This window comes from Chelatococcus sp. KU-N122 (assembly GCF_055391085.1).
In genome coordinates this window covers 3,206,881-3,227,681 of record NZ_AP043981.1, presented here as the reverse complement: position 1 = coordinate 3,227,681, position 20,801 = coordinate 3,206,881, and the positions used below count along the sequence as shown (strand labels likewise).

The following is a 20,801-nucleotide window of genomic DNA, read 5'->3' as shown; positions in this document are numbered from 1 at the left end:
ATGCGAGCGGTCTGGTCCCTCCTCAACGGCCGCCTCGAGCCCGGGCGCTCGTGGCCATTCTGGCTCGGCTTCCTCCTGGTCGTCGCGACGGCCGTCGCATTGCCCGGCTTTCTCGGCCGCTATGCGCTCCTCAACGCCAACTCCTTCCTGCTGATGACATTACTGGCGGCCGGGCTGTCGCTGCTGTGGGGCTTCGGCGGCATCCTGAGCCTCGGCCAGTCCGCCTTCTTCGGCATCGGCGCCTACGCCTACGGCATCGTCGCGATCAATCTCGCCGGGCACGGCGCGGCCTCGCTCGTCGGCAGCGCCGGCGCCATCGCAGCCGCGGTCGCCGTCGCCGCGGCGCTCGGCTGGATCGTCTTCTACGGCCGGCTGCGCGGCGTCTATGTCTCGATCATCACCCTGGTCGTCACGCTCGTCATCGAGACCTTTCTCAACCAGACGGCCGGCCCGCAGTGGACCGTCGGCGCCGCCCACCTCGGCGGCAACAACGGCCTCGGCCGCTTCTCCGGCTCCATCCAGGAGCTGCCGAGCCTTTCGCTTCCCATCGGCGACGAGCCGTTCGAATTCGCGGGATCATCGAGCGCCTTCTACTACCTCGTCCTCGGCCTGGTGGTCGCCAGCTATCTCGGGCTGCGGGCGCTGGTGAACTCGCCTTTCGGCGTCGCGCTGACGGCCGTCCGCGAGGATGCGGATCGGACCGAGACACTGGGCTACGATGTCCGCCTGCTCCAGAGCGTCGCCTTCTGCGTCGCCGCGGCCCTCGCCGCGCTGTCCGGCATTCTCTACGTGTCGTGGGGCAACTTCGTCACGCCGTCGGTGTTCGGCGTCGCCCCGAACATCCTGCCGGTGATCTGGGTCGCGGTCGCTGGCCGCAAGAGCATTGCTGCGTCGATCCTCGGCGCCGTCGTCCTCCAATGGGGCTCGCAGATGCTGGCCCTGCAGGGCGAATACGCGCTGGTCGTGCAGGGCGCCCTGCTGGTGCTCGCCGTGCTGCTGGTGCCCGAGGGATTGATCTCGGCAGGGGGCGCGCTCCAGCGGATGCGCAAGCGGGTTGCGGGCTTCAGGGCCATTGCCCCCGAGGTGGAGGGCGCCGGCTGATGCTGCTCGAAGTCCGTGACCTGTCCAAGCGCTTCGGGGGCGTTCGCGCCGTCGACCGCGTGTCGTGGTCGATCGCCGCCGGCGAGACGAGCTGCATCATCGGGCCCAATGGGGCGGGCAAGAGCACCTTCTTCCAGATCCTCGTCGGCCGCATCAGGCCCGACGCGGGCACCATCCGGTTCAACGACCGCGATATCACGCGCTGCCATCCCTTCGAGCGGGCGCGTCTCGGTATCGCGGTGAAGCCGCAATCGCTCGGCGTGTTCGCGGAGCTCACGGTGGAACACAATCTGCGGCTCTGCCTGCAGCGCGCCTCGAGCGGCGCCTCGCTCGATGCGCGCCTCGACGACTCGCTGGCCACCCTCGACCTTCGTGGCAAGCGCGACTTCCCGACGCGCGCCCTGTCGCACGGCGAGAAGCAGTGGCTCGGGCTCGGCATGGCCCTGGCTTCAGCGCCCCGGCTGCTGCTGCTGGACGAGCCGACCGCCGGCATGTCCCCCGCCGAGACGGAGAAGACCGTCGCGATCATCCGCGCCGCAGCCGCGGAAGGCGTCTCCGTGCTGGTCATCGAGCACGACATGGCCTTCGTGCGCGCGCTCTCGGCCGAGACCACCGTGTTCGATGCCGGCCGCGTCTTCGTCACCGGCGCCATCGCCGACATCGAGAGCAACGAGGACGTCCAGCAACTGTATCTGGGGCGGCGCGGCGCGCAGCGCCTCCGTCACTAGAGGACATGCTCGAACATCTTGAAGCACCCAAGGAGACTGTACGATGCAGACGATCAAGATCGACGAGGTGCAGAAGTACCTGTTCGATGCCCGTGACGAGCCGGTCCTCAGGGTCAAGCCGGGAGAGAGCTTTCGCATCGAGACCGACGATGCGCTGACCGGCCTGGTGCAGGATCTGAGCGACACTCCCAAGATTCGCGACATGATCAACGACCCCGTCAGCCAGAGGATCCTGGGCCGCACGCCGCCCACCCTCAACCCGGTGGTCGGACCGATCTACGTCGAAGGCGTCGAGCGGGGCGACGTGGTGGCGATCGAGATCGAGACCATCGAGCCGTGGCGCTGGGGCTATGTGGGCATCGTCCCCGGCAACGGGGCGCTACGCGACTCGTTCAAATGGGGCGCCGCGTGCCGCGAGGCGCACATCCAGCTCATCGAGCACATCACCGGCCCGAGCGGCACCACGGCCGACGGCACGGCGAAGTACGGTGCCATCGAGTGGAAGCTCGATCCCTTCCTGGGCACCCTCGCGGTGGCGCCCGACCGCGAGGTGCACAGCTCGCTCACCGGCCAGGGCGAGTTCTGCGGCAACATCGACTGTCGCGACATCCGCGCCGGCCATACCATCCTGATCAACAGCTATCACGACGGGGGGCTGATCTATCTGGGCGACGCCCACGGCAGCCAGGGCGACACCGAGTTCACGGTGCTGGCCGACGAGACGCGCGCCACCGTGCAGCTCAAGGTCAACGTCATCAAGAACAAGCGGATCCCCGGCGTGCGCATCATCAAGCCGGAGACGATCGTCGCCGTCGGGATGGATCTGCCCCTCGATCAGGCCGTCTACAACGCGGCCGACAACCTCATGCAGTGGATGCAGGAGGACTATGACATCAAGCCGCAAGACAGCTACATGCGCTTTTCGGCCGACCCCGACTTCCGCGTGCGCGTCTACCAGATGGTCCGCGCCAACATCAACCATGTGGTCGGCGCCGAATACCCGAAGAGCCGCCTCAAGCCCGCCTTCTGAGGACGCGCCATGCTGAGCCTGGCCCAGGTCTCGGCGGGCTACGACGGCGCGCTGGTCAACCGCGCCGTCACCTTCGATGTAGCCGACCGGGAAATCGTCGCCCTCATCGGCCGCAACGGCGTCGGCAAGACGACGCTCGCCCGCACCATCATGGGCCTCCAGCGCGCCTCCGGCGGGTCGATCGGCTTTGCCGGCCGGGACGTCACACGCCTCGACGCCCGCGACCGCGCTCGGCTCGGGATCGGTTATGTGCCGCAGGGACGTGGGATCTTCGCCGCCATGACGGTGGAGGAGAACCTCCGCATGGGCCGGGGAATCGGCGGCGGCAACCGGTCCATCGACTACGCCTACGACCTCTTCCCGATCCTCCGGGAACGCCGCCGCCAGCTCGGCGGCACGTTGAGCGGCGGCCAGCAGCAGATGCTCGCGATCGGTCGCGTGCTGAGCGGTGCGCCACGCCTGCTGCTGCTCGACGAGCCCTCCGACGGCATCCAGCCCAACATCGTCGAGCAGATCGGCGAGCTCTGTGTGCGCCTCAATGCCGAGCAGGGGCTGCCCATCCTGCTCATCGAGCAGAACCTCGACCTCATCACCGCCTGCGCCGGGCGCTGCCTGGTGATGGAGAAAGGCTCGGTCACAGGCACCATCGCCCCGGCCGAACTCGACGATCCCGCCGTCGCCAGGCGGGTGCTCGCCATCTGACAGCCAGCGCCCGCGCTCGGCAGCGTGCCGGGCCCCCTACTCGTCCGTGCGCGGATAGGAGATCACCGACAGGAAGCGGATCGGCAGCTTGCGCATCTCCTCCGGGCCGTGGGGCGCGTCGGCGTCGAAGAACAGGCTGTCGCCGGGCTGCATGGTGTAGAGCTTGTCGGCGTGGCGGTACACCACCTCCCCTTCCAGCATGTAGAGGAACTCGAGGCCCGAGTGCTGGAACAGCGGGAAGACGTCGGATTCTTCCGTCAGCGTGATCATGTAGGGCTCCACCACCACGCGGGAGGTGCGGTCGCCGGTATGGCCGAGCAGATGGTACTGGTGGCCGTTGCGCGTGCCGCGCCGCTCGATCGACAGCCCCGTCCCGGCCTTGACGAATACGGCGCCACGCCGCTCCTCGTAGCGGCGGAAGAAGGCGGTGACCGGCACGCCGAGCGCCCGCGACAGTGCCTGCAGCGTGGTCAGAGAGGGCGAGGTGCCGCCGTTCTCGATCTTGGAGAGCATGCCGAGCGACAGCCCGGTGGCGGCGGCGAGATCGGCCACCGTGAGCCCTAGCTTGGTGCGGAAGGCGCGGACCTCGCGGCCGATGGCCACCTCCAGCAGATTGTCGCGGGCGCCCGCGAGCGCGTGCGGATCCTGGTCGGGGCCCACCGACACGCTCGACGGCTCGCCTCTCACCTCATCCGTAAGCCGTGCGGATTTTCTCATCGATGACCCCCGGTTCAACTCGTGCGGAGCACCTCGCGACCGGCGACTCGGCCGCCGAACTCCTGGGCCGCATCGACGAGGCAGTCTAGCAGGTAGACCGCCGACGCGCTGTCGGCGAGCAGGTGGAACACCGGCGCGCCCCCTTCGTCGGCCCGTACCACGACGGCGTTGAGCCGCGCCACCGAGGTTTGCGCAATCGTGAGATCGGGACAATGCGTGAGCCTGAGGTCGACGCCGCACAGCTTGGCGAACAGGGCCGACGTGGCCGATCCCGCGACGGCGAACCAGGCATGGCTGTCGCGCCGCGGCACGGGATAGCTGCGCACGCCCGCATCGATGCGCCACTCGGCCTCGAGTGTCGCGAGCCGTGTCCCATCGCCCGACAGTGGCCCGAGCAGCATCACCTCGGTCGACGCCAGCACCAGGCAGAGCCCGCCGTCCGGCTGCCGGAAGGCACGGTTGGGCCGGTTCTCGACGGCGATTCCCTGCGCCTGCATCGCGGCAATCGTCTCCCGGCCCTTGAAGCCCAGGCGCGGCAGCGGCGACAGGTCGACGATGGCGAGCGCGCCGGCGCCGGCCGCGCCGATGCGCTCGGCCACGGCACCGCCGGCGAGCTCCGCCCAGGCGACGGGGCCGTGCGCGGGCAGCGCGCGGTAGACCGGCGACCGTTGCAGCGCATTCTGGGGTTCGACGGTCACGGGATCACAGCTCCTGGCGCGTGTTGTCCGGGTCGTAGAACGGCGTCGGCACCACCTCCGCCTCGACCATGGCGCCCTTGTCGACGCGGATGGAGAACCGCGTGCCGACAGCGCTCTTCGACGGCGGCACGTAGGCGAGCCCGATGACGCGGCCGACGGCGGCCGAGCGCACGGCCGAGGTGACGCGCCCGACGATGGTGCCGTCCTCGATCACCAGATGGCATTCCAGCGGGCACGGGGCCGCCGGATCGCGCACGGTGAAGCCGACGAGCTGGCGGGCGAGGCCCTTGGCGAGCTGCATGTCGACGGCACGCTTGCCGACATAGAACGGCTTGGTCTTGGCCAGCGCCCAGCCCATCCCGGCTTCCACCGGGTGGGTGAGGCCGTCAGTGTCCTGGCCGATGATGATGTGCCCCTTCTCCAGCCGCAGCACCCGCTGCGCCTCGACGCCGAAGGGCCGGATGCCCGCGGCCTGGCCCGCCGCGAAGAGCGCGTCCCAGAGGGCCTCGCCATAGCTCGACGGGCAGTGGATCTCGAAGCCGAGCTCGCCGACGAAGCCGACGCGCAGCATCCGCACGGGGATGCCGGCGAGGCGGCCCGTGCGCACGCCCATGTAGGGGAACGCCTCGGCGGACAGGTCGATGTCGCAGGCAAGCGTCGCCAGCGCCTCGCGCGAGCGCGGGCCGGCGATGTTTACGGCCGCGTAGGTGGCGGTGACGTTGGCCACGTCCACGTCCATCCGCCACTGCTGGTTCCACCAGGTCATCTGCCGGTAGACCGCATCGACGCCGCTGGTCGTCGCGGTGACGTAGAAGTGCTGCTCGTGCAGGCGGCAGGCGACGCCGTCGTCGATCACCACGCCGGTCTGGTCGGTCATCAGCGCATAGCGCGCCCGGCCGACCGGTTGCTTGGCGTAGGCCCAGGTGTACATGCGGTCGACGAACGCCGCCGCATCGAGCCCACGGATGTCGAGGCCGCCCAGCGTCGACACGTCGATCAGGCCGACGCCCTCGCGCACCGCCCTGACCTCGGCTGCAATCGCCTCGGCAGCCCGGGCCTTGGCGCCGTAGTAGGCCGGCCGCATCCACAGCCCGGCCGGCATCATCTGGGCGCCAAGCTCCACGTGACGGCCATGCATGGCGGTGAGCCGCCGCGGCTCGAAGCTGCGGCCGGCGAGATGGCCGAACTTTTCCGGCACCAATGGCGGCCGGAACGTCGTCGTGCCGACCCGCTCGAGGCTGCGCCCGGTCTCGCGGGCGACGATGCGGATGGTGTTGACGTTGGCGTGCCGGCCCTGGCTGGGCCCGAGCCCTGCGGTCGAATAGCGCTTCACCAGCTGGATATCGTCGTAGCCGTCGCCCACCGACTGGACGATGTCGTGGCTGACCAGATCCTCGTCGAAATCGATGAAATCCTTGCCGCCGGCGGCCGGCGCCATCGGCCAGGGGTGGGTGATACGCGCAGCGGTGGGATCGCGCGGCCGCGCCGGGCCATCGGCGGGCGCGCCGGCCGCGGCCTGCGCTGCCTGGCGACCGACGCTCGCGGCGTCGTCGGCGACCACATCGTCCGACCACAGCCCGCCGGCCGAACCGGCGAGCACCAGCCACGGCGGCAAATCGCTCGCCCGGTGCATGGCGACGGCATCGTCATAGGTGACCTTGGCACCGACATAGCTCGCCAGGTTGAGCGCCGGCGTGTAGCCGACGGCCATGGCGACGAGGTCGCATTCGATCCATTCGGGCGCTGCACCGCCGGACGTGGGCGCCACCGCGACCGCCGAGACGCGGTCGCGCCCGCGGGCATCGACCAGCGTCGCGGCCGGGATGACGCGGATGCCGCGGGCTCGCACCGGCTCGGCCGCAGTGGGCTCCGGCGCCGCCGTCAGGTCCACCACGGCGGCGACCTCGACGCCGGCGTCGGCCAGATCGAGCGCGGTGTCGTAGCCGAAGCGGTTGGCGGTGGCGATCACCGCCCGACGCCCGGGCTTCACCGCATAGAGGCGCAGCAGACGCTGCACGGCATCACTGAACAGGATGCCGGGGCGATCGTTGTTGGCGAACACCAGCGCCTGATCATAGGCGCCGGTGGCGAGCACCGTCTGCTTGGCGCGGATCTTGAGCAGGCGATTGACGGTGAGCGCCGCCAGCCAGTTGTCGGCGAACAAGCCGCTGACCGCCGTGTTGCTCAGGATGCGCAGGTTGGGCAGCGTCCGGGTGCGGGCGACGAGCGCGGCGCGGGCCTCCTCGGCCGCCGTCCGGCTGCCGCCGAGCCGGCCGAACAGCAGCGAGCCGCCGAGCTCGGGCCATTCGTCGATCAGCAGCGTGTCGGCCCCGCTTTCGGCTGCGGCGATGGCGGCCGACAGGCCGGCCGGGCCGCCGCCGACGACGGCAACGTCGCAGAACAGATAGGCCTTGTCGAAGTACCCGTGGTGCGCCTTGGCATCGAGGGTGCCCAGCCCGGCGAGCCGGCGGATCGGCTTCTCGAAGAAGGCCCAGGCGCCGCGCGGCCGGAAGAAGCTCTTGTAGTAGAAGCCGACCGGCAGGAAGCGCGAGAACAGGCCAATCGCCGCGAGCGCATCGCGCTCGAGCGGGCCCAGCCGGTTGACCGAGGTGACGGCGAGGCCGGCGGCAATCGGGTAGCGGTCGCCGCGCACGTTGGGCTCGGCGCCGACCTGGACCAGGCTGTTGACGTCGTGGCCGGCCATGGTGAGCGGGCCGCGCGGCCGGTGGTACTTGAACGATCGCGACAGGATCGACTGGCCGCCGGCCAGCATGGCGCTGGCGATGACGTCGCCGGCGAGCCCCCGCTGCGGGCGGCCGTCGAAGCTGAAGTCGACGGGCTTCGACCGGTCGATCAGCAGGCCCCAGGCGGGCCCGTCGAGACGCGCGGCGACGCTCATGCCCGGCCTCCGGCGCTGCCGGCGGCCCGAGGCGCCGAGGTGTCGGCGCCGGACGGCTTGCCGTCGAAATAGTCGGCGACCGTCATGGTGGCCAGGATTTCGTCGGTCAGCGTGTTGCGCCGGGCGATGAACCAGCTGTTGCTCGGCGTATGAAGCCACCATTCGTCGACCACGCCGGCGACGTTGTCCTCGATGAAGAGGTAGTCGGTCCACGCGGCGTCGCTGCAGGTAGCCGGATCGGGCATGCTCCGGACGTCTCCGCCGCAGGCGAACTCGGTGATGTTGCGCGGCCCGTTGAGCGGGCAGATCATGATCTTCATTGCCTCAATGTCCGACGGACGCCGCGCCCTTCTCCCCCACCAGATCGAAGGTGCGGAAGCGGTCGAGCGTGAAGGGCTTCAACAGGTCGGGCTGGCGGCCGGTGGCGACGCACTCGGCCATGCGGAAGCCGCACACCGGGGTGGCCTTGAAGCCCCAGGTGCCCCAGCCGGAATCGATGAAGTAGTTGTCGATGGGCGTGAGGCCCATCACCGGCGAGAAGTCCGGCGTCATGTCGGCGGTGCCGGCCCACTGCCTGAGCACGCGCAGGTCGGCCATGAAGGGGAACAGCTCGAGCATGTGCGCCATCAGCCCCTCCTTGAAGTCGAGGGTGGAGCGCGTCTGGTAGAGGCCGTAGGGATCGGTGACGCCGCCCATGACCATCTCGCCGCGGGCCGATTGCGAGATGTAGACGTGCAGCGAGCCGGACACGACAATCTGGTCGAGGATGGGCTTCACCGGCTCCGAGACGCACGCCTGCAAAGGGATGCTCTTGATCGGCAGGCGCAGGCCGGCGAGCTTCGCCACGCGACTGGAGGAGCCGGCGACGGCCTGCACCACCTTGTCGGCGTAGATCGTGCCACGGCTGGTCTCGACGCCCTTCGCCCGTCCGCCCTCGACGAGAATACCGGTGACCTCGGTGGCCGGATGCACCTCGACGCCGCGCCGCATCGCCTCCTTGGCGTAGCCCCAGGCGACCGCGTCGTGGCGGGCGATGGCGCCGGGCGGGTGGTAGAGCGCTCCCAGGATCGGATAGCGCACATCCTCCGACGTGTTCAGCACCGGGCATATGCGCGCCACCTCGGCCGCGTCGATGAGCTCGGAATCGACGCCCATGTGCTTGTTGACCTCGGCGCGCCAGCGCGCCGTGCGGATCGCCGCATCGGTGTGGGCGAGGGTGAAGTGCCCGCGCTCGGAGTACATGATGTTGATGTCGAGCTCGGTCGACAGGCCGCGGAACAGCTCCACCGATTCCTTGTAGAAGGCCACGCCGTCGGGGGTGAGGTAGTTGGCGCGCACGATCGTGGTGTTGCGGGCGGTGTTGCCGCCGGCGAGCCAGGCGCGGTCGAGCACGGCGATGTTGCTGATGCCGTGGCGCGCCGCCAGGTAATAGGCCGTGGCGAGGCCGTGGCCGCCGGCGCCGATGACGACGACGTCATAGCTGCGCTTGAGGTCGGGCTGCCAGCGGAAATGCGGCGGCTCCACGCGGCCGGACGACAGACCATGTTTCAGCAGAGCAAGCGGCACGACGGGTCTCCCGCGAACGGTGGCGATTCATAAGGGCGCCACCCCCTATAGGCAAGTTTTTTTCCTCGAGTTAAAGAGAGCGAGGTGCCCTCGGACAGCGCGCCCGCGTCGGCGTCCCCGGCAGGGTCCGACGCCGCCCTCCACGCCATCTGCCGATTTTCTTTGCATGAAAATTTAATTCTTGCCAGTTGATTTCACGGAAACGCGCTGCTAGCGTCCGGTCACTCATCGAGGTCGATGCCATGTGCGGAATTGTTGGGCTATTTCTGAAGGATAAGGCGCTCGAGCCACAGCTCGGCGCGCTGCTCGCGCAGATGCTGGGCACCATGTGCGATCGCGGCCCCGACAGCGCGGGCTTCGCCGTCTACGGTGCCCCGCGCGCGGGCTTCGCCAAGGTCACGGTGCAGTCGCCGACACCGGACGAGGCCTTCACTGGCCTCGCCGCCTCCGTCGGCCAGGCTATCGGCGCCGAGGTGGCGTTGGACCAGCGTGGCTCGCACGCCGTGCTCACGCTTCCCGCCGACCGGCTCGAGGCGGCTCGCGGCCATATCCGCGACCACCATGGCGCGGTGCGCATCATGGGCGCCGGCGACGCCATCGAGATCTACAAGGAGGTGGGCTACCCGACCGATGTGGCCGAGGCGTTCGGCCTGGCGCAGATGGCCGGCACCCATGCCATCGGCCACACCCGCATGGCGACGGAATCGGCAGTGACGACGCTCGGCGCCCACCCCTTCTCCACCGGTCCCGACCAGTGCCTGGTGCATAACGGCTCGCTGTCCAATCACAACAACCTGCGCCGGATGCTGCGGCGCGATGGCATCCGCTTCGAGACCGAGAACGACTCGGAGGTCGCCGCCGCCTACCTCACCGCGCAAATGGGCCAGGGCCACAGCCTGGGCGAGGCCCTGGAGAAGGGCCTCGATGATCTCGACGGCTTCTTCACCTTCGTCGTCGGCACCAAGAACGGCTTCGGCGTGCTGCGCGATCCGATCGCCTGCAAGCCGGCGGTGCTGGCCGAGACGGAGCAGTACGTGGCCTTCGGCTCCGAGTACCGGGCGCTGGCCGCCCTGCCGGGCATCGCGACGGCAAAGGTCTGGGAGCCCGAGCCCGCCACCGTCTACTTCTGGGAGCGCTGAGACATGCCGGTCGTCGACCTCGCTACGGCGGAGCTGCGGACGCTCAACCAAGCTCTGCATGACCACACGCCCGGCAGCAACGAGACCGCCTGGGAGGTGCTCAACCCGCACGGCGCGCACGCCGTCGCCGTCGGCCTCAACGCCCCGGTCACCGTCACCATCAAGGGCAGCGTCGGCTACTACTGCGGCGGCATGAACCGCGAGGCCCAGGTGGTCGTCGACGGCTCGGCCGGCCCCGGCGTGGCCGAGAACATGATGTCCGGCCAGGTGCGCGTGAAGGGCGACGCCAGCCAGTATGCCGGCGCCACCGGCCACGGCGGCCTGCTCGTCATCGAGGGCAACGCCTCCTCCCGCTGCGGCATCTCGATGAAGGGCATCGACATCGTCGTGCGCGGCAACGTCGGCCACATGTCGGCCTTCATGGCGCAGGCGGGCAGCCTCGTCGTCTGCGGCGACGCCGGCGACGCACTCGGCGATTCCATCTACGAAGCCAGGCTGTTCGTGCGCGGCGCGGTCAAGAGCCTGGGCGCCGACTGCGTCGAGAAGGAGATGCGCCCCGAGCACCTGACGCTGCTGCGCAAGCTGCTCGACAAGGCCGGCTTCGACGACATCGAGCCTGGAAGCTTCAAGCGCTACGGCTCGGCCCGCAAGCTCTACAACTTCAGCGTCGACCACGCCGAGAGCTACGGCTGACGCGCCTCGCGTCGTCCGGCCCCCGCGCACACCCTCCCCTCACATGGCAGCTCCATGACCTACAGCAATCCTCCGACGGTTCCGCGCAAGTCAGCGACGTTCGACGACTACACGCTGTCGGAGATCCGGCGGGCGGCGAGCACGGGCATCTACGACATCCGCGGTGCCGGGGCGAAGCGCAAGCTGCCGCATTTCGACGACCTGCTGTTCCTGGGCGCGTCCATGTCGCGCTATCCGCTCGAGGGCTACCGCGAGCGCTGCGGCACCGACGTGGTGCTCGGCTCCCGCTTCGCCAGAAAGCCGCTCGAGCTCAAGATCCCCATCACTATCGCCGGCATGAGCTTCGGCTCGCTCTCGGCCAACGCCAAGGACGCGCTCGGCCGCGGCGCCAGCGCCGCCGGCACCTCGACGACGACGGGCGACGGCGGCATGTCGCGCGAGGAGCGCAGCCAGTCCAAGATGCTGGTCTACCAATACCTGCCGTCGCGCTACGGCATGAACCCGGAGGACCTGCTCAAGGCCGACGCCATCGAGATCGTCGTCGGCCAGGGCGCCAAGCCCGGCGGCGGCGGCATGCTGCTCGGCCAGAAGATCACCGACCGGGTAGCCGAGATGCGCACCCTGCCCAAGGGCATCGACCAGCGCTCCGCCTGCCGGCACCCGGACTGGACCGGGCCGGATGATCTCGAGATCAAGATCATGGAGCTGCGCGAGATCACCGACTGGCAGAAGCCGATCTTCGTCAAGGTCGGCGGTTCGCGCCCCTACTACGACGTCGCCCTGGCGGTGAAATCCGGCGCCGACGTGGTGGTCATCGACGGCATGCAGGGCGGCACCGCCGCCACGCAGGAAGTGTTCATCGAGAACGTCGGCATTCCCACCCTCGCCTGCATCCGCCCGGCGGTGCAGGCTTTGCAGGAGCTCGGCCTGCATCGCAAGGTGCAGCTCATCATCTCCGGCGGCATCCGCAACGGCGCCGACGTGGCCAAGGCGCTGGCGCTGGGCGCCGACGCCGTCTCCATCGGCACCGCCGCCCTGGTGGCACTGGGCGACAACGACCCGGCGCACGAGGACGAGTACCAGGCGCTGGGCACCACGGCGGGTGCCTATGACGATTGGCACGAGGGCAGGGACCCGGCCGGCATCACCACGCAGGATCCCGAGCTGATGCGCCGGCTCGACCCGGAGCTCGCCGGCCGCCGGCTCGCCAACTACCTCAAGGTGATGACGCTCGAGGCGCAGACGATCGCGCGCGCCTGCGGCAAGAACCACGTGCACAATCTCGAGCCCGAAGACCTCTGCGCCCTGACGGTCGAGGCGGCCGCCATGGCGCGGGTGCCGCTCGCCGGCACGAGCTGGATCCCTGGCAGCGGCGGCTTCTGAGCAGCTGCATCCCGCATCGACGACGCAACGAACACGACGGAGACAGAGCAGTGTCCCAGGATTTGGCCAGCCTCGCGCGGGAAAAAGGGATCCGCTATTTCATGATCTCCTACACCGACCTGTTCGGCGCCCAGCGCGCCAAGCTGGTGCCGGCGGCGGCGATCGCGGACATGCAACGGGACGGAGCGGGCTTTGCCGGCTTCGCAACCTGGGTCGACATGACGCCGGCGCATCCCGACATGTTCGCCATTCCCGATGCCAAGTCGGTGGTGCAGCTGCCGTGGCGTCGCGACGTCGCCTGGGTCCCGGCCGACCTGGCGATGGAGGATGAAGCAGTCACTCAGGCCCCCCGCTTCGTCCTGAAGCAGCTCGTCGCCAAGGCGGCCGATCAAGGGCTCCACGTCAAGACCGGCGTGGAGCCCGAATTCTTTCTGATCGAGCCCGACGGCTCGGCCATCTCGGACAGCAAGGACAACGCCGTCAAGCCTTGCTACGACCAGCAGGCGCTGATGCGCCGCTACGACATCATCGCCGAGATCTGCGACTGCATGCTTGAGCTCGGCTGGCAGCCCTACCAGAACGACCATGAGGACGCCAACGGCCAGTTCGAGATGAACTGGGCCTTCGACGACGCGCTGGTCACCGCCGACCGGCACTCGTTCTTCAAGTTCATGGTCAAGTCGATCGCCGAGAAGCACGGCCTGCGCGCGACCTTCATGCCCAAGCCGTTCGCCAATCTGACCGGCTCGGGCTGCCACGCCCACATCTCGGTCTGGGACGACACCGGTACCGCCAACAGGTTCCACGACGACGGCGACGAGATGGGCCTGTCGCCCCAGGGCTACCATTTCCTCGGCGGCATCATGAAGCACGCCGAGGCGCTCGCCGCCATCACCAATCCGACGGTCAACAGCTACAAGCGTATCAACGCGCCCCGCACCACATCGGGAGCCACCTGGTCGCCCAATTCGGTGACGTGGACGGGCAACAACCGCACGCACATGGTGCGCGTGCCCGGCAAGGGCCGCTTCGAGCTGCGCCTGCCGGACGGCGCGGCCAACCCCTACCTGCTGCAGGCGGTGATCATCGCCGCCGGCCTCGACGGCATCGCCACCAAGGCGGACCCCGGCAAGCGCCACGACATCGACATGTACGCGCTCGGCCACACGGTCCTGGATGCGCCCAAGCTGCCGCTCAACCTGCTCGACGCCCTGCGCGCCTTCGACAAGGACGCCACCCTCAAGCAGACGCTCGGCGAAGCGTTCTCCAGCGCGTATGTGAGGCTCAAGGAGCAGGAGTGGACGAGCTATGCGTCCCACTTCACGCAATGGGAGCGTGACAACAGCCTCGATATCTGACTGATCACGCAAAAAGGCGCGCCCGACCGCCCCGGACCGGGCCCTCCGCGACAACATGACGGGCCTTTGCCCGATAACGCAGCTGGACCGATTGATGACCCGTCGTACCTGGATCCTGACGTTGTCCTGTCAGGATCGGCCCCGCATCGTGGCCACCATCACCACCGCCATCGCCAACGTCGGCGCCAACATCTCCGAGAGCGCCCAGTTCGGCGATCCCTCGCAGAACCGCTTCTTCATGCGCATCGCCTTCGATACGCCCGAGGCGGTGGAGGAGCGGACGTTGCGCGGCGTGCTGGCGCCTGCGGTCGCGGAGTTCGACCTGACGCTGACGCTGAACGCGGCCGATGACGTGCCGCGCATCGTCATCATGGTCTCGAAATTCGACCATTGCCTCGAGCATCTGCTCTATCAGATCCGCGTCGGCTGGCTGAAGGCGCGGGTGGTCGCCATCGTGTCCAACCACGAGACGAGCCGCCGTACGGCGGAGGCGATGGGGATCCCCTTCGAGCTCTGGCCGGTGACCAAGGACAACAAGGCGGAGCAGGAGGCCAAGCTGCTCGAGCTCTTCCGCGACAGCGGCGCCGAGCTGGTCGTCCTGGCGCGCTACATGCAGATCCTGTCCAACGAGCTCTCGACCGAGCTGTTCGGCCACGTGATCAACATCCACCACTCGTTCCTGCCCAGCTTCAAGGGCGCCAAGCCCTACCACCAGGCCTACGAGCGCGGCGTGAAGATCATCGGCGCCTCGAGCCACTATGTGACACCGGACCTGGACGAGGGGCCGATCATCGAGCAGGAGACGGAGCGGGTGACGCACGCGCTCTCCACCGATGATCTGGTGGCCGTCGGCCGCGATGTCGAATCCCGCGTCCTGGCGCGCGCGGTGAAGCTGCACCTGGAGCGGCGCGTGCTGATCAATGGCCGCAAGACGGTGGTGTTCTAAGCGCTTGCCGCTTCTGCAATGGGCTGAGTCTGCCCGCTCTCGGAGAGCTCTTGAGCGTTTCGCCATTGGATGAACACATCCAATGGCCGAGACATGCTCACAACCTTTTGAATCTGGAGCGCTTCTTGAGATTGGGTGAGTCCACCCGGCCGCCGAGCGCTCTAGGCCCGCGATGACGTCTCGTGATCGTCGGCGCCATCGTGTGACGGTGCTCCGGGCTCGCGCGGCCGGTCCAGAGCATCCATGCGATCGAGCAACGCACGCCACTCCTCCGGCAACGGCTCGCGCGTGGTCGGCGACAGGTCGGCCGCGATGGCGCGGCCCAAGGCGACGGCTAGCAGCGTGTCGGCAAAATCGTGTGTCATCGCGTCTGACCCTCGAAAGGGGCGGCCTTCCACGTCCGGCTCGACCGGCACGTTGCGCATGGATGGCGGGTTCGCGCACGGCTCCCCGTCCGTCTTTTGGATAACGGACCGGGGACGTTCGCCGTGTGCGCGGTCGCACAGGAGCGCCTCGGATGGGCAACAAAAAGGCCGGCTGGAGCCCGCCCAGCGTTTTTTTGTTGCCTACGACATGCCTGCAACACTCGAGCGCGTCCCCGTCGGGCGGCGCCACCCGATCGGAAAAGCATTCAAATTCAAAGGCGTGGAGCGTTGCGACGCGGCCAGAGGAGGCCGGCCGCCGCCGCCAGGCGGCGGGATGCGCCCCTCAAGCCCATCCGAGCCCGAAGACGCCGGCGAGGATGACGAGGCCGAGCACCGCCCGATAGATCACGAACGGCCATGTGGAAAACCTCTCCAGGAACCGCATCAGCCCCCAGATGGCGGCAAAGGCCGAGATGCTGGCCACGACGAGGCCGAGGAGGAGGATGGACCAGGCGTGGCCGTCGAGGCCGGCATGCAGCAGCGCAGCGACCTCCCGGAGACCGGCAAGGGCGATAGCCGGCAGGCCGAGCAGGAAGGAGAAGCGGGCGGCCTCCTCGCGCTTCAGATCCAGGAAGAGCGCCGCGGTCAAGGTCGAGCCCGAACGCGAGACGCCCGGGATCAAGGCGCCGACCTGCGCCAGGCCGACGATCAACGCGTCCTTCAAGCCCATATCCTCGACCCGGCGGCGGTGCCGGCACCAGAGCTCGGCGGCTGCGAGCAGCAGCGCCATGACCACGCAGGAGAGGCCGATCACCCAGAGCTGGCGCAGCGGACTGCCGCAGGCGTTGAGGACGGGCGCGAGCAGGACGCCGGCGATGACGATTGGAACCGTGGCCAGGACGATGCCGACGCCGAGCCGCAGCGCCGGCGACTGCCAGTCCTTCCGGCCGAGGGCGTCAATCGAGCCGAAGAGCGCGAAGCGGATGTCCCTCCAAAAATAGCTCACGACGCCGGCGAGCGCGGCGAGCTGCATGACGGCGGAAAAGGCCGAGCCGGGGTCCTGCCAGCCGAGCAGCGCCGGGACGAGGCGCATATGGGCCGTCGAGGAGATGGGCAGCAGCTCCGTAATCCCCTGGACGATGCCGAGAAACGCAACCTTGGCATGGCCAAGAGCAACGAACCCGGTATCGAGACCGCCCGTGCACGCGTTCGCCATCAAGCCCCCTGTGTGAGCTCGGCCAGGGGGCGCGGATGCCGAGTAATGCCCCTCGGTCGCTGATCTACCCGGGATTTAGGCGTGGCCGAATCGCAGATGCAAGCTTCAAAATTTGTAGGTGTCCGCACTTTCAATGCTACCGCAGCGACACCGATCATATATTAAATAAAGCTATCACATTCACTACCTTATAGCATACATAATACTTTTTATACTGCATGAGAGCGGGATACATTAAGCTATCGCGTGAATATTTCGCCGACAATAGATTGTCGTGATGGCGGTAGCCGCCATTCGGCGCAAGCGGCCGCCGCGACTCCATCAGGTCCGAAAACCGCCAGACTTTTGCGCCCCGACGGCTAAACTCCGGCCATGGATCTCGACCTCATGGATCTCGACCCGGCCGCCTGCTACCGCGCCCTGCTGGCGCGCGACAAGCGCTTCGATGGACGCTTTTTCACCTGCGTGTCCTCGACGGGCATCTACTGCCGCCCGATCTGTCCGGCGCGGCCGCCCAAGCGTGCGAACTGCACCTTCGTCGCGACGGCCGCCGCCGCTCAGGAGGCCGGCTTCCGGCCCTGCCTCCGGTGCCGGCCGGAAAGCTCGCCCGACCTCGGCATCTGGCTCGGCACCTCGACCACCGTCTCACGCGCCTTGAAGCTGATCGAAGCGGGCGCCCTCGACGGCGGCTCGGTCGATGCGCTCGCCGCACGCCTGGGCGTCGGCGAGCGGCACCTGCGCCGCCTGTTCCGCCATCATCTAGGTGCCTCGCCGCTCACCGTGGCGCAAACCCGGCGGGTGCTGCTGGCCAAGCAGTTGCTGCACCAGACCAGGCTGCCGATGACGGATGTGGCGCTGGCGAGCGGCTTCGGCAGCATCCGCCGCTTCAACGAGACCTTCCAGCAATTGTTCGCCCGCAGCCCCGGCGAGCTCCGGCGGCGGACCGAGGCGGACGGCCCCGTGGCCGGCGCCGTCGAGCTGCTGCTCGCCTATCGCGAGCCCTACGACTGGCAGGGCGTGCTCGCGGCCCTCGCCGCCCGCGCCGTGCCCGGTGTCGAGCACGTCGGCGACGGCGGCTATCGGCGCAGCGTCGAGGTCGCCGGATCGATCGGCACCATCGCCGTGAGCGACGCGCCCGATCGTGCCGCCGTGCGCGTCGTGCTGCGCCTTCCCGGCCTGGGCGGCCTGCCGGCGCTGATCGCGGCCATCCGCCGCGTCTTCGATCTGGCGACGGATCCCGCCGTCATCGCGGCCGAGCTGGGCCGCGACCGCCAGCTCGCCCCATTGCTGGCGGCGCGGCCGGGCTTGCGCGTTCCCGGCGCCTGGTGCGGCTTCGAGGCGGCGGTCGCGTGGCTGCTCCAGCGGTCGTGCGGCACGGAGGCACGGCAGGCCGCCGGGCGGCTGGCCGCGGCCCTTGGCACGCCGCTGCCCGATGATCTCGACGGTGGCCTGGGCTACGCCTTCCCGCAGCCGAAGCGGCTCGCGACCGCGTCCCTCGACGGCCTGGGGCTGCCGACGGCGGCCGCGCGCGCGCTCACGGACCTGGCGCACATGGTGGCTGGCGACCCCGACCTGCTCGGCCCACACGGCGCCGTCGACCGTGCTGCGGTGCGCCTGGGACAGCTTCACGGGGTCGATGCGGAAGCGGCCCACGCCATGGCCGTCCGTTGCGTCAGCGAATGCGACGCCCTGCCGATGGCCGACGCTGCGTTCCGGCAAGCGGCGTCGCGCCACGGCCTGGCGACCGACGCAACCGCCCTGCGGGCGCGCGCCGAGGCCTGGCGGCCGTGGCGCGCCTACGCATCGCTTCACCTGCTGTCGGCAGACCGGCCATGCCGCGTGGCGCGGCGACAAGAGGAGCCTGCCCTTGCATTTACGACTTGAACGGCGCGCGTCCCCCATCGGCGAGATGCTGGTCGTCACCGACGCTGGCGGCGCTCTGCGCGCGCTCGACTTCTTCGATTACGAAGCGCGCATGCACCGCCTGCTGCGGCTGCACTACGGCGACTACGAGCTATCGGCCGCCGCTGCGCCCGCCGGCGTCGGACAGGCGCTCGATGCCTATTTCGCGGGCCAGGTCGAGGCGCTCGCCGGCCTCGGCGTGGCCACCGGCGGGACCGACTTCCAGCGCGGCGTCTGGGCGGCGTTGCGCGAGATCCCCCCCGGGGCCGCGATCAGCTACGGCGAGCTGGCGACGCGCCTCGGCCGCGCCGGCGCATCCCGCGCCGTCGGCCACGCCAACGGCAGCAACCCGGTCGCCATCGCCGTGCCCTGCCACCGCGTGGTCGGCGCCGACGGCTCGCTCACCGGCTACGGCGGCGGCCTCGAGCGCAAGCGCTGGCTGCTCGACCATGAGCGCCGCTGGCTGGTGGAGCGCTTCACGAGCGGATCGGGACCTGCTCCGGAGCGGATCAACACCTGAATGCGTCGCCGGTCCCATGCAGCAGCGCGGTGTTGGCGCTGGCGAGCAACGCTCCCAGCGACAACCCGGTCTCGGTGGAGCACGCAAGGCCCACGCGCATGACGATGCCGGGCGGGGCTGAAGATGAGCCACCTCTCAGCGTGAGGTAGGCGCGGCACATGTCCTCGGCCAGCCGGCGGACCGACGCCTGATCCGTGCCCGGCAGCAGCCAGGCGATGGAGGCGTCGCCGGAGAGGCCGACGATGCCGTTCCGCTCGGCGCGCTCCGCGAGCCATCCGCCCAGCCGCTGCACCAGGCGGTAATCGCTGTGGCCGTCGCGCAGGCCGCTCAGCGACCCGCGCCGGTCGAGGCGCATCACCAGCATGCTCGCGGGGTGGCCCTCGCCCGCGGCGGCGCTCAGCAGGCGAGCGGCCGAGGCCTCGAAGTCATGGGCGGGCGACAGCGCTCCGATCGAAGCGGCCAGGGCGCTCCGCAGCCGCCGCGCCGCCTCGCGCTCGTAGGCCAGAGCGACGGCGAGCAGGGACGCGCCGTTCAAGACGATCAGCGAGAGCAGGACCAGGTACCAGAGCGGATGGGAGGTCGACTGCTCCGCGATGTCCGCCGGAAAGCTGAAGTAGTGGCTGAAGACGGCCCGTGTCAGCGACGCTGCGGCGAAGACGGCCGCGACGACGAGAGCCAGACGGCGTGACGGCAGCGGCTCGCGTCGCCCGATCCAGGCTTGCCTGGCCGTCAGGACCGCATAGCCCGCCCCGAGCCACGAGACGAGCGTGACCCGCGCCTGCAGGGACGCCAGGAACATCTCGTTGGTGCAGGCCGCCAGCCAGATCGCAGGCCCGACCAGCGTCGGCCACACGGCGGCCTGGCCGGAATCGAAGCATCGCAGGGCTTGCCAAACGCAGGCGAACGACCAGATCAGGACGGCGTTCGAAACGACGATGGTGACAATCGGGGGCGCCCCGGAGGCACGCGCCAGCGAGAGGACGAGCGCGGCCGCGCATGCCAGATAGGCCAAGCCGAACCATCGCAAGCCCGGCTCGGCGATCCGCAGCGACAGCAGCAGGCCGCCCTGCAGGGCGCACGTCGCGCTGAGAAACGCCAGGAGCGAGGCGATGTCCATGACCAGTCCAGGTTACGCTACACCGTCACATGATCGCGCTACGCTGGATTTTTCAACTCAACCCGGCATTCGCCTGTCGCCGTCGTTCTCCGGCGGAAGCCCTGGAGAATAGCGGATCATGGCGAAAAGCAAAGCGGTGCGCATTCAGTACGGCGCGCTGCCCTACCGCTCGGGCCCGGACGCCGCGCTGGCGTTTCTACTGGTCACGAGCCGCGACACCAAGCGCTGGATCATCCCCAAGGGCTGGCCGATGAAGGGACTGACCCCGGCCAAGACCGCCGCCCGCGAGGCCTTCGAGGAAGCCGGCGTGAGAGGGCACCTGGACCCCAAGCCGATCGGGCGCTTCATCTACGACAAGCGGCTCTCGGAGAGCGGGCTCACGGTTCCATGCGAGGTGACCGTGTTTGGCCTGGCGGTGCTGCGCCAGCTCGACACCTGGCCCGAGGCGGCCGAGCGCGAGGCCCGATGGGTCGAGCCGGCACAGGCGCTGGAGCTGCTCGACGACGAGGGGCTGAAGGAGCTGGTTGTCCGCTTTGTCCACCGCCACGCCCGCCGCAACGGGGCCAAGAAGACGGGGGCCAAGAAGACGGGGACAAAGACCGAGGCAAAGACCGGCGCGGCCCAGCCGGCGCCCGACAGCGTCACGAGCTTGCCCACCGAGCCGCCGGGAGGTCGTGCGGCGACGCCGGCCGAGGGTGCCTGAGCGCTGCGCCATTCGCCC

Annotated in this window: 20 protein-coding genes; 12 read left to right on the top strand and 8 right to left on the bottom strand. The window is 69.2% G+C overall.

Annotated elements, in window-relative coordinates; translation table 11 throughout:
- The 4 genes from ACZ5PO_RS14470 to ACZ5PO_RS14455 are packed head-to-tail and all read left to right on the top strand — an operon-like array spanning position 1 to position 3,561.
- Positions 1-1,101: a branched-chain amino acid ABC transporter permease gene (locus tag ACZ5PO_RS14470; RefSeq protein ID WP_464194577.1), complete on the top strand. Its 1,101-nt coding sequence runs from the start codon at positions 1-3 to the stop codon at positions 1,099-1,101.
- A complete protein-coding gene (locus ACZ5PO_RS14465; RefSeq protein ID WP_464194575.1) occupies positions 1,101-1,829 on the top strand; it encodes an ATP-binding cassette domain-containing protein in 729 nt (242 codons plus the stop codon). The genes ACZ5PO_RS14470 and ACZ5PO_RS14465 overlap by 1 nt, the downstream gene beginning before the upstream one ends.
- Positions 1,830-1,872: 43 nt before the next feature.
- The gene (locus ACZ5PO_RS14460; RefSeq protein WP_464194573.1) at positions 1,873-2,859 is read left to right on the top strand and encodes an acetamidase/formamidase family protein; all 987 of its coding nucleotides are present in this window, start codon (positions 1,873-1,875) and stop codon (positions 2,857-2,859) included.
- A 9-nt stretch (positions 2,860-2,868) separates the two neighbouring features.
- Positions 2,869-3,561 (top strand): ABC transporter ATP-binding protein, encoded by a 693-nt coding sequence (locus ACZ5PO_RS14455; RefSeq protein ID WP_464194571.1) that lies wholly within the window; start codon positions 2,869-2,871, stop codon positions 3,559-3,561.
- A 36-nt stretch (positions 3,562-3,597) separates the two neighbouring features.
- Here ACZ5PO_RS14455 and ACZ5PO_RS14450 read toward each other — a convergent pair whose 3' ends face one another.
- Genes ACZ5PO_RS14450 through ACZ5PO_RS14430 form a run of 5 tightly spaced genes read right to left on the bottom strand, consistent with a single transcriptional unit; the run spans position 3,598 to position 9,441 of the window.
- Positions 3,598-4,278, bottom strand: coding sequence for a helix-turn-helix domain-containing protein (locus ACZ5PO_RS14450; protein WP_464194569.1), 681 nt, complete (start codon positions 4,276-4,278; stop codon positions 3,598-3,600).
- Between the two features lie 14 nt (positions 4,279-4,292).
- On the bottom strand, positions 4,293-4,976 hold the full coding sequence (locus ACZ5PO_RS14445) for a hypothetical protein (protein ID WP_464194567.1): 684 nt from the start codon (positions 4,974-4,976) through the stop codon (positions 4,293-4,295).
- Between the two features lie 4 nt (positions 4,977-4,980).
- Positions 4,981-7,875 (bottom strand): glycine cleavage T C-terminal barrel domain-containing protein, encoded by a 2,895-nt coding sequence (locus ACZ5PO_RS14440; protein WP_464194565.1) that lies wholly within the window; start codon positions 7,873-7,875, stop codon positions 4,981-4,983.
- Positions 7,872-8,195: a sarcosine oxidase subunit delta gene (locus ACZ5PO_RS14435; protein WP_464194563.1), complete on the bottom strand. Its 324-nt coding sequence runs from the start codon at positions 8,193-8,195 to the stop codon at positions 7,872-7,874. The genes ACZ5PO_RS14440 and ACZ5PO_RS14435 overlap by 4 nt, the downstream gene beginning before the upstream one ends.
- A 4-nt stretch (positions 8,196-8,199) precedes the next feature.
- Positions 8,200-9,441 carry an FAD-dependent oxidoreductase gene (locus ACZ5PO_RS14430; protein WP_464194561.1) on the bottom strand — a complete coding sequence of 414 codons (1,242 nt, stop codon included), beginning with the start codon at positions 9,439-9,441 and terminating at the stop codon, positions 8,200-8,202.
- A gap of 242 nt (positions 9,442-9,683) precedes the next feature.
- Here ACZ5PO_RS14430 and ACZ5PO_RS14425 point away from each other — a divergent pair, with 242 nt between their 5' ends.
- The 5 genes from ACZ5PO_RS14425 (at position 9,684) to purU (ending at position 14,960) form a co-directional block, all read left to right on the top strand.
- Positions 9,684-10,580, top strand: coding sequence for a class II glutamine amidotransferase (locus ACZ5PO_RS14425; RefSeq protein ID WP_464194559.1), 897 nt, complete (start codon positions 9,684-9,686; stop codon positions 10,578-10,580).
- A gap of 3 nt (positions 10,581-10,583) precedes the next feature.
- A complete protein-coding gene (locus tag ACZ5PO_RS14420; RefSeq protein ID WP_464194557.1) occupies positions 10,584-11,273 on the top strand; it encodes a protein GlxC in 690 nt (229 codons plus the stop codon).
- A gap of 54 nt (positions 11,274-11,327) precedes the next feature.
- Positions 11,328-12,656 carry an FMN-binding glutamate synthase family protein gene (locus ACZ5PO_RS14415; protein WP_464194553.1) on the top strand — a complete coding sequence of 443 codons (1,329 nt, stop codon included), beginning with the start codon at positions 11,328-11,330 and terminating at the stop codon, positions 12,654-12,656.
- Positions 12,657-12,706: 50 nt separating this feature from the next.
- Positions 12,707-14,014 carry a type III glutamate--ammonia ligase gene (gene glnT / locus ACZ5PO_RS14410; RefSeq protein WP_464194551.1) on the top strand — a complete coding sequence of 436 codons (1,308 nt, stop codon included), beginning with the start codon at positions 12,707-12,709 and terminating at the stop codon, positions 14,012-14,014.
- Between the two features lie 94 nt (positions 14,015-14,108).
- On the top strand, positions 14,109-14,960 hold the full coding sequence (gene purU, locus ACZ5PO_RS14405) for a formyltetrahydrofolate deformylase (protein WP_464194549.1): 852 nt from the start codon (positions 14,109-14,111) through the stop codon (positions 14,958-14,960).
- A gap of 161 nt (positions 14,961-15,121) precedes the next feature.
- On the opposite strand, the gene ACZ5PO_RS14400 is transcribed toward purU, so the two are convergent.
- A complete protein-coding gene (locus ACZ5PO_RS14400; protein WP_464194547.1) occupies positions 15,122-15,385 on the bottom strand; it encodes a hypothetical protein in 264 nt (87 codons plus the stop codon).
- Positions 15,386-15,668: 283 nt separating this feature from the next.
- Positions 15,669-16,541, bottom strand: coding sequence for an undecaprenyl-diphosphate phosphatase (locus ACZ5PO_RS14395; RefSeq protein ID WP_464194545.1), 873 nt, complete (start codon positions 16,539-16,541; stop codon positions 15,669-15,671).
- A gap of 372 nt (positions 16,542-16,913) precedes the next feature.
- Between ACZ5PO_RS14395 and ACZ5PO_RS14390 the strand changes: the two genes are divergently transcribed.
- Complete coding sequence (locus ACZ5PO_RS14390) at positions 16,914-18,425, top strand: DNA-3-methyladenine glycosylase 2 family protein (RefSeq protein WP_464194543.1); 1,512 nt, start codon at positions 16,914-16,916, stop codon at positions 18,423-18,425.
- A gap of 25 nt (positions 18,426-18,450) precedes the next feature.
- Positions 18,451-18,963 (top strand): methylated-DNA--[protein]-cysteine S-methyltransferase, encoded by a 513-nt coding sequence (locus tag ACZ5PO_RS14385; RefSeq protein WP_464196834.1) that lies wholly within the window; start codon positions 18,451-18,453, stop codon positions 18,961-18,963.
- Here the strand turns inward: ACZ5PO_RS14385 and ACZ5PO_RS14380 are convergent.
- Positions 18,953-20,080, bottom strand: coding sequence for a hypothetical protein (locus ACZ5PO_RS14380; RefSeq protein ID WP_464194541.1), 1,128 nt, complete (start codon positions 20,078-20,080; stop codon positions 18,953-18,955). The genes ACZ5PO_RS14385 and ACZ5PO_RS14380 overlap by 11 nt on opposite strands.
- A gap of 118 nt (positions 20,081-20,198) precedes the next feature.
- On the opposite strand from ACZ5PO_RS14380, the gene ACZ5PO_RS14375 reads away from it, so the two are divergent.
- Positions 20,199-20,783, top strand: a complete 585-nt coding sequence (locus ACZ5PO_RS14375; RefSeq protein ID WP_464194539.1) for an NUDIX hydrolase — start codon at positions 20,199-20,201, stop codon at positions 20,781-20,783.
- Positions 20,784-20,801: the final 18 nt, after the last annotated feature.

Excerpts from the sequence above, each read along its gene's own strand:
- ACZ5PO_RS14470 (WP_464194577.1), top strand. The coding sequence starts at position 1 with ATGCGAGCGGTCTGGTCCCTCCTCAACGGCCGCCTCGAGCCCGGGCGC.
- ACZ5PO_RS14465 (WP_464194575.1), top strand. The coding sequence starts at position 1,101 with ATGCTGCTCGAAGTCCGTGACCTGTCCAAGCGCTTCGGGGGCGTTCGC.
- ACZ5PO_RS14460 (WP_464194573.1), top strand. The coding sequence starts at position 1,873 with ATGCAGACGATCAAGATCGACGAGGTGCAGAAGTACCTGTTCGATGCC.
- ACZ5PO_RS14455 (WP_464194571.1), top strand. The coding sequence starts at position 2,869 with ATGCTGAGCCTGGCCCAGGTCTCGGCGGGCTACGACGGCGCGCTGGTC.
- ACZ5PO_RS14450 (WP_464194569.1), bottom strand. The coding sequence starts at position 4,278 with ATGAGAAAATCCGCACGGCTTACGGATGAGGTGAGAGGCGAGCCGTCG.
- ACZ5PO_RS14440 (WP_464194565.1), bottom strand. The coding sequence starts at position 7,875 with ATGAGCGTCGCCGCGCGTCTCGACGGGCCCGCCTGGGGCCTGCTGATC.
- ACZ5PO_RS14435 (WP_464194563.1), bottom strand. The coding sequence starts at position 8,195 with ATGAAGATCATGATCTGCCCGCTCAACGGGCCGCGCAACATCACCGAG.
- ACZ5PO_RS14425 (WP_464194559.1), top strand. The coding sequence starts at position 9,684 with ATGTGCGGAATTGTTGGGCTATTTCTGAAGGATAAGGCGCTCGAGCCA.
- ACZ5PO_RS14420 (WP_464194557.1), top strand. The coding sequence starts at position 10,584 with ATGCCGGTCGTCGACCTCGCTACGGCGGAGCTGCGGACGCTCAACCAA.
- ACZ5PO_RS14415 (WP_464194553.1), top strand. The coding sequence starts at position 11,328 with ATGACCTACAGCAATCCTCCGACGGTTCCGCGCAAGTCAGCGACGTTC.
- purU (WP_464194549.1), top strand. The coding sequence starts at position 14,109 with ATGACCCGTCGTACCTGGATCCTGACGTTGTCCTGTCAGGATCGGCCC.
- ACZ5PO_RS14400 (WP_464194547.1), bottom strand. The coding sequence starts at position 15,385 with ATGCGCAACGTGCCGGTCGAGCCGGACGTGGAAGGCCGCCCCTTTCGA.
- ACZ5PO_RS14395 (WP_464194545.1), bottom strand. The coding sequence starts at position 16,541 with ATGGCGAACGCGTGCACGGGCGGTCTCGATACCGGGTTCGTTGCTCTT.
- ACZ5PO_RS14390 (WP_464194543.1), top strand. The coding sequence starts at position 16,914 with ATGGATCTCGACCTCATGGATCTCGACCCGGCCGCCTGCTACCGCGCC.
- ACZ5PO_RS14385 (WP_464196834.1), top strand. The coding sequence starts at position 18,451 with ATGCTGGTCGTCACCGACGCTGGCGGCGCTCTGCGCGCGCTCGACTTC.
- ACZ5PO_RS14380 (WP_464194541.1), bottom strand. The coding sequence starts at position 20,080 with ATGGACATCGCCTCGCTCCTGGCGTTTCTCAGCGCGACGTGCGCCCTG.
- ACZ5PO_RS14375 (WP_464194539.1), top strand. The coding sequence starts at position 20,199 with ATGGCGAAAAGCAAAGCGGTGCGCATTCAGTACGGCGCGCTGCCCTAC.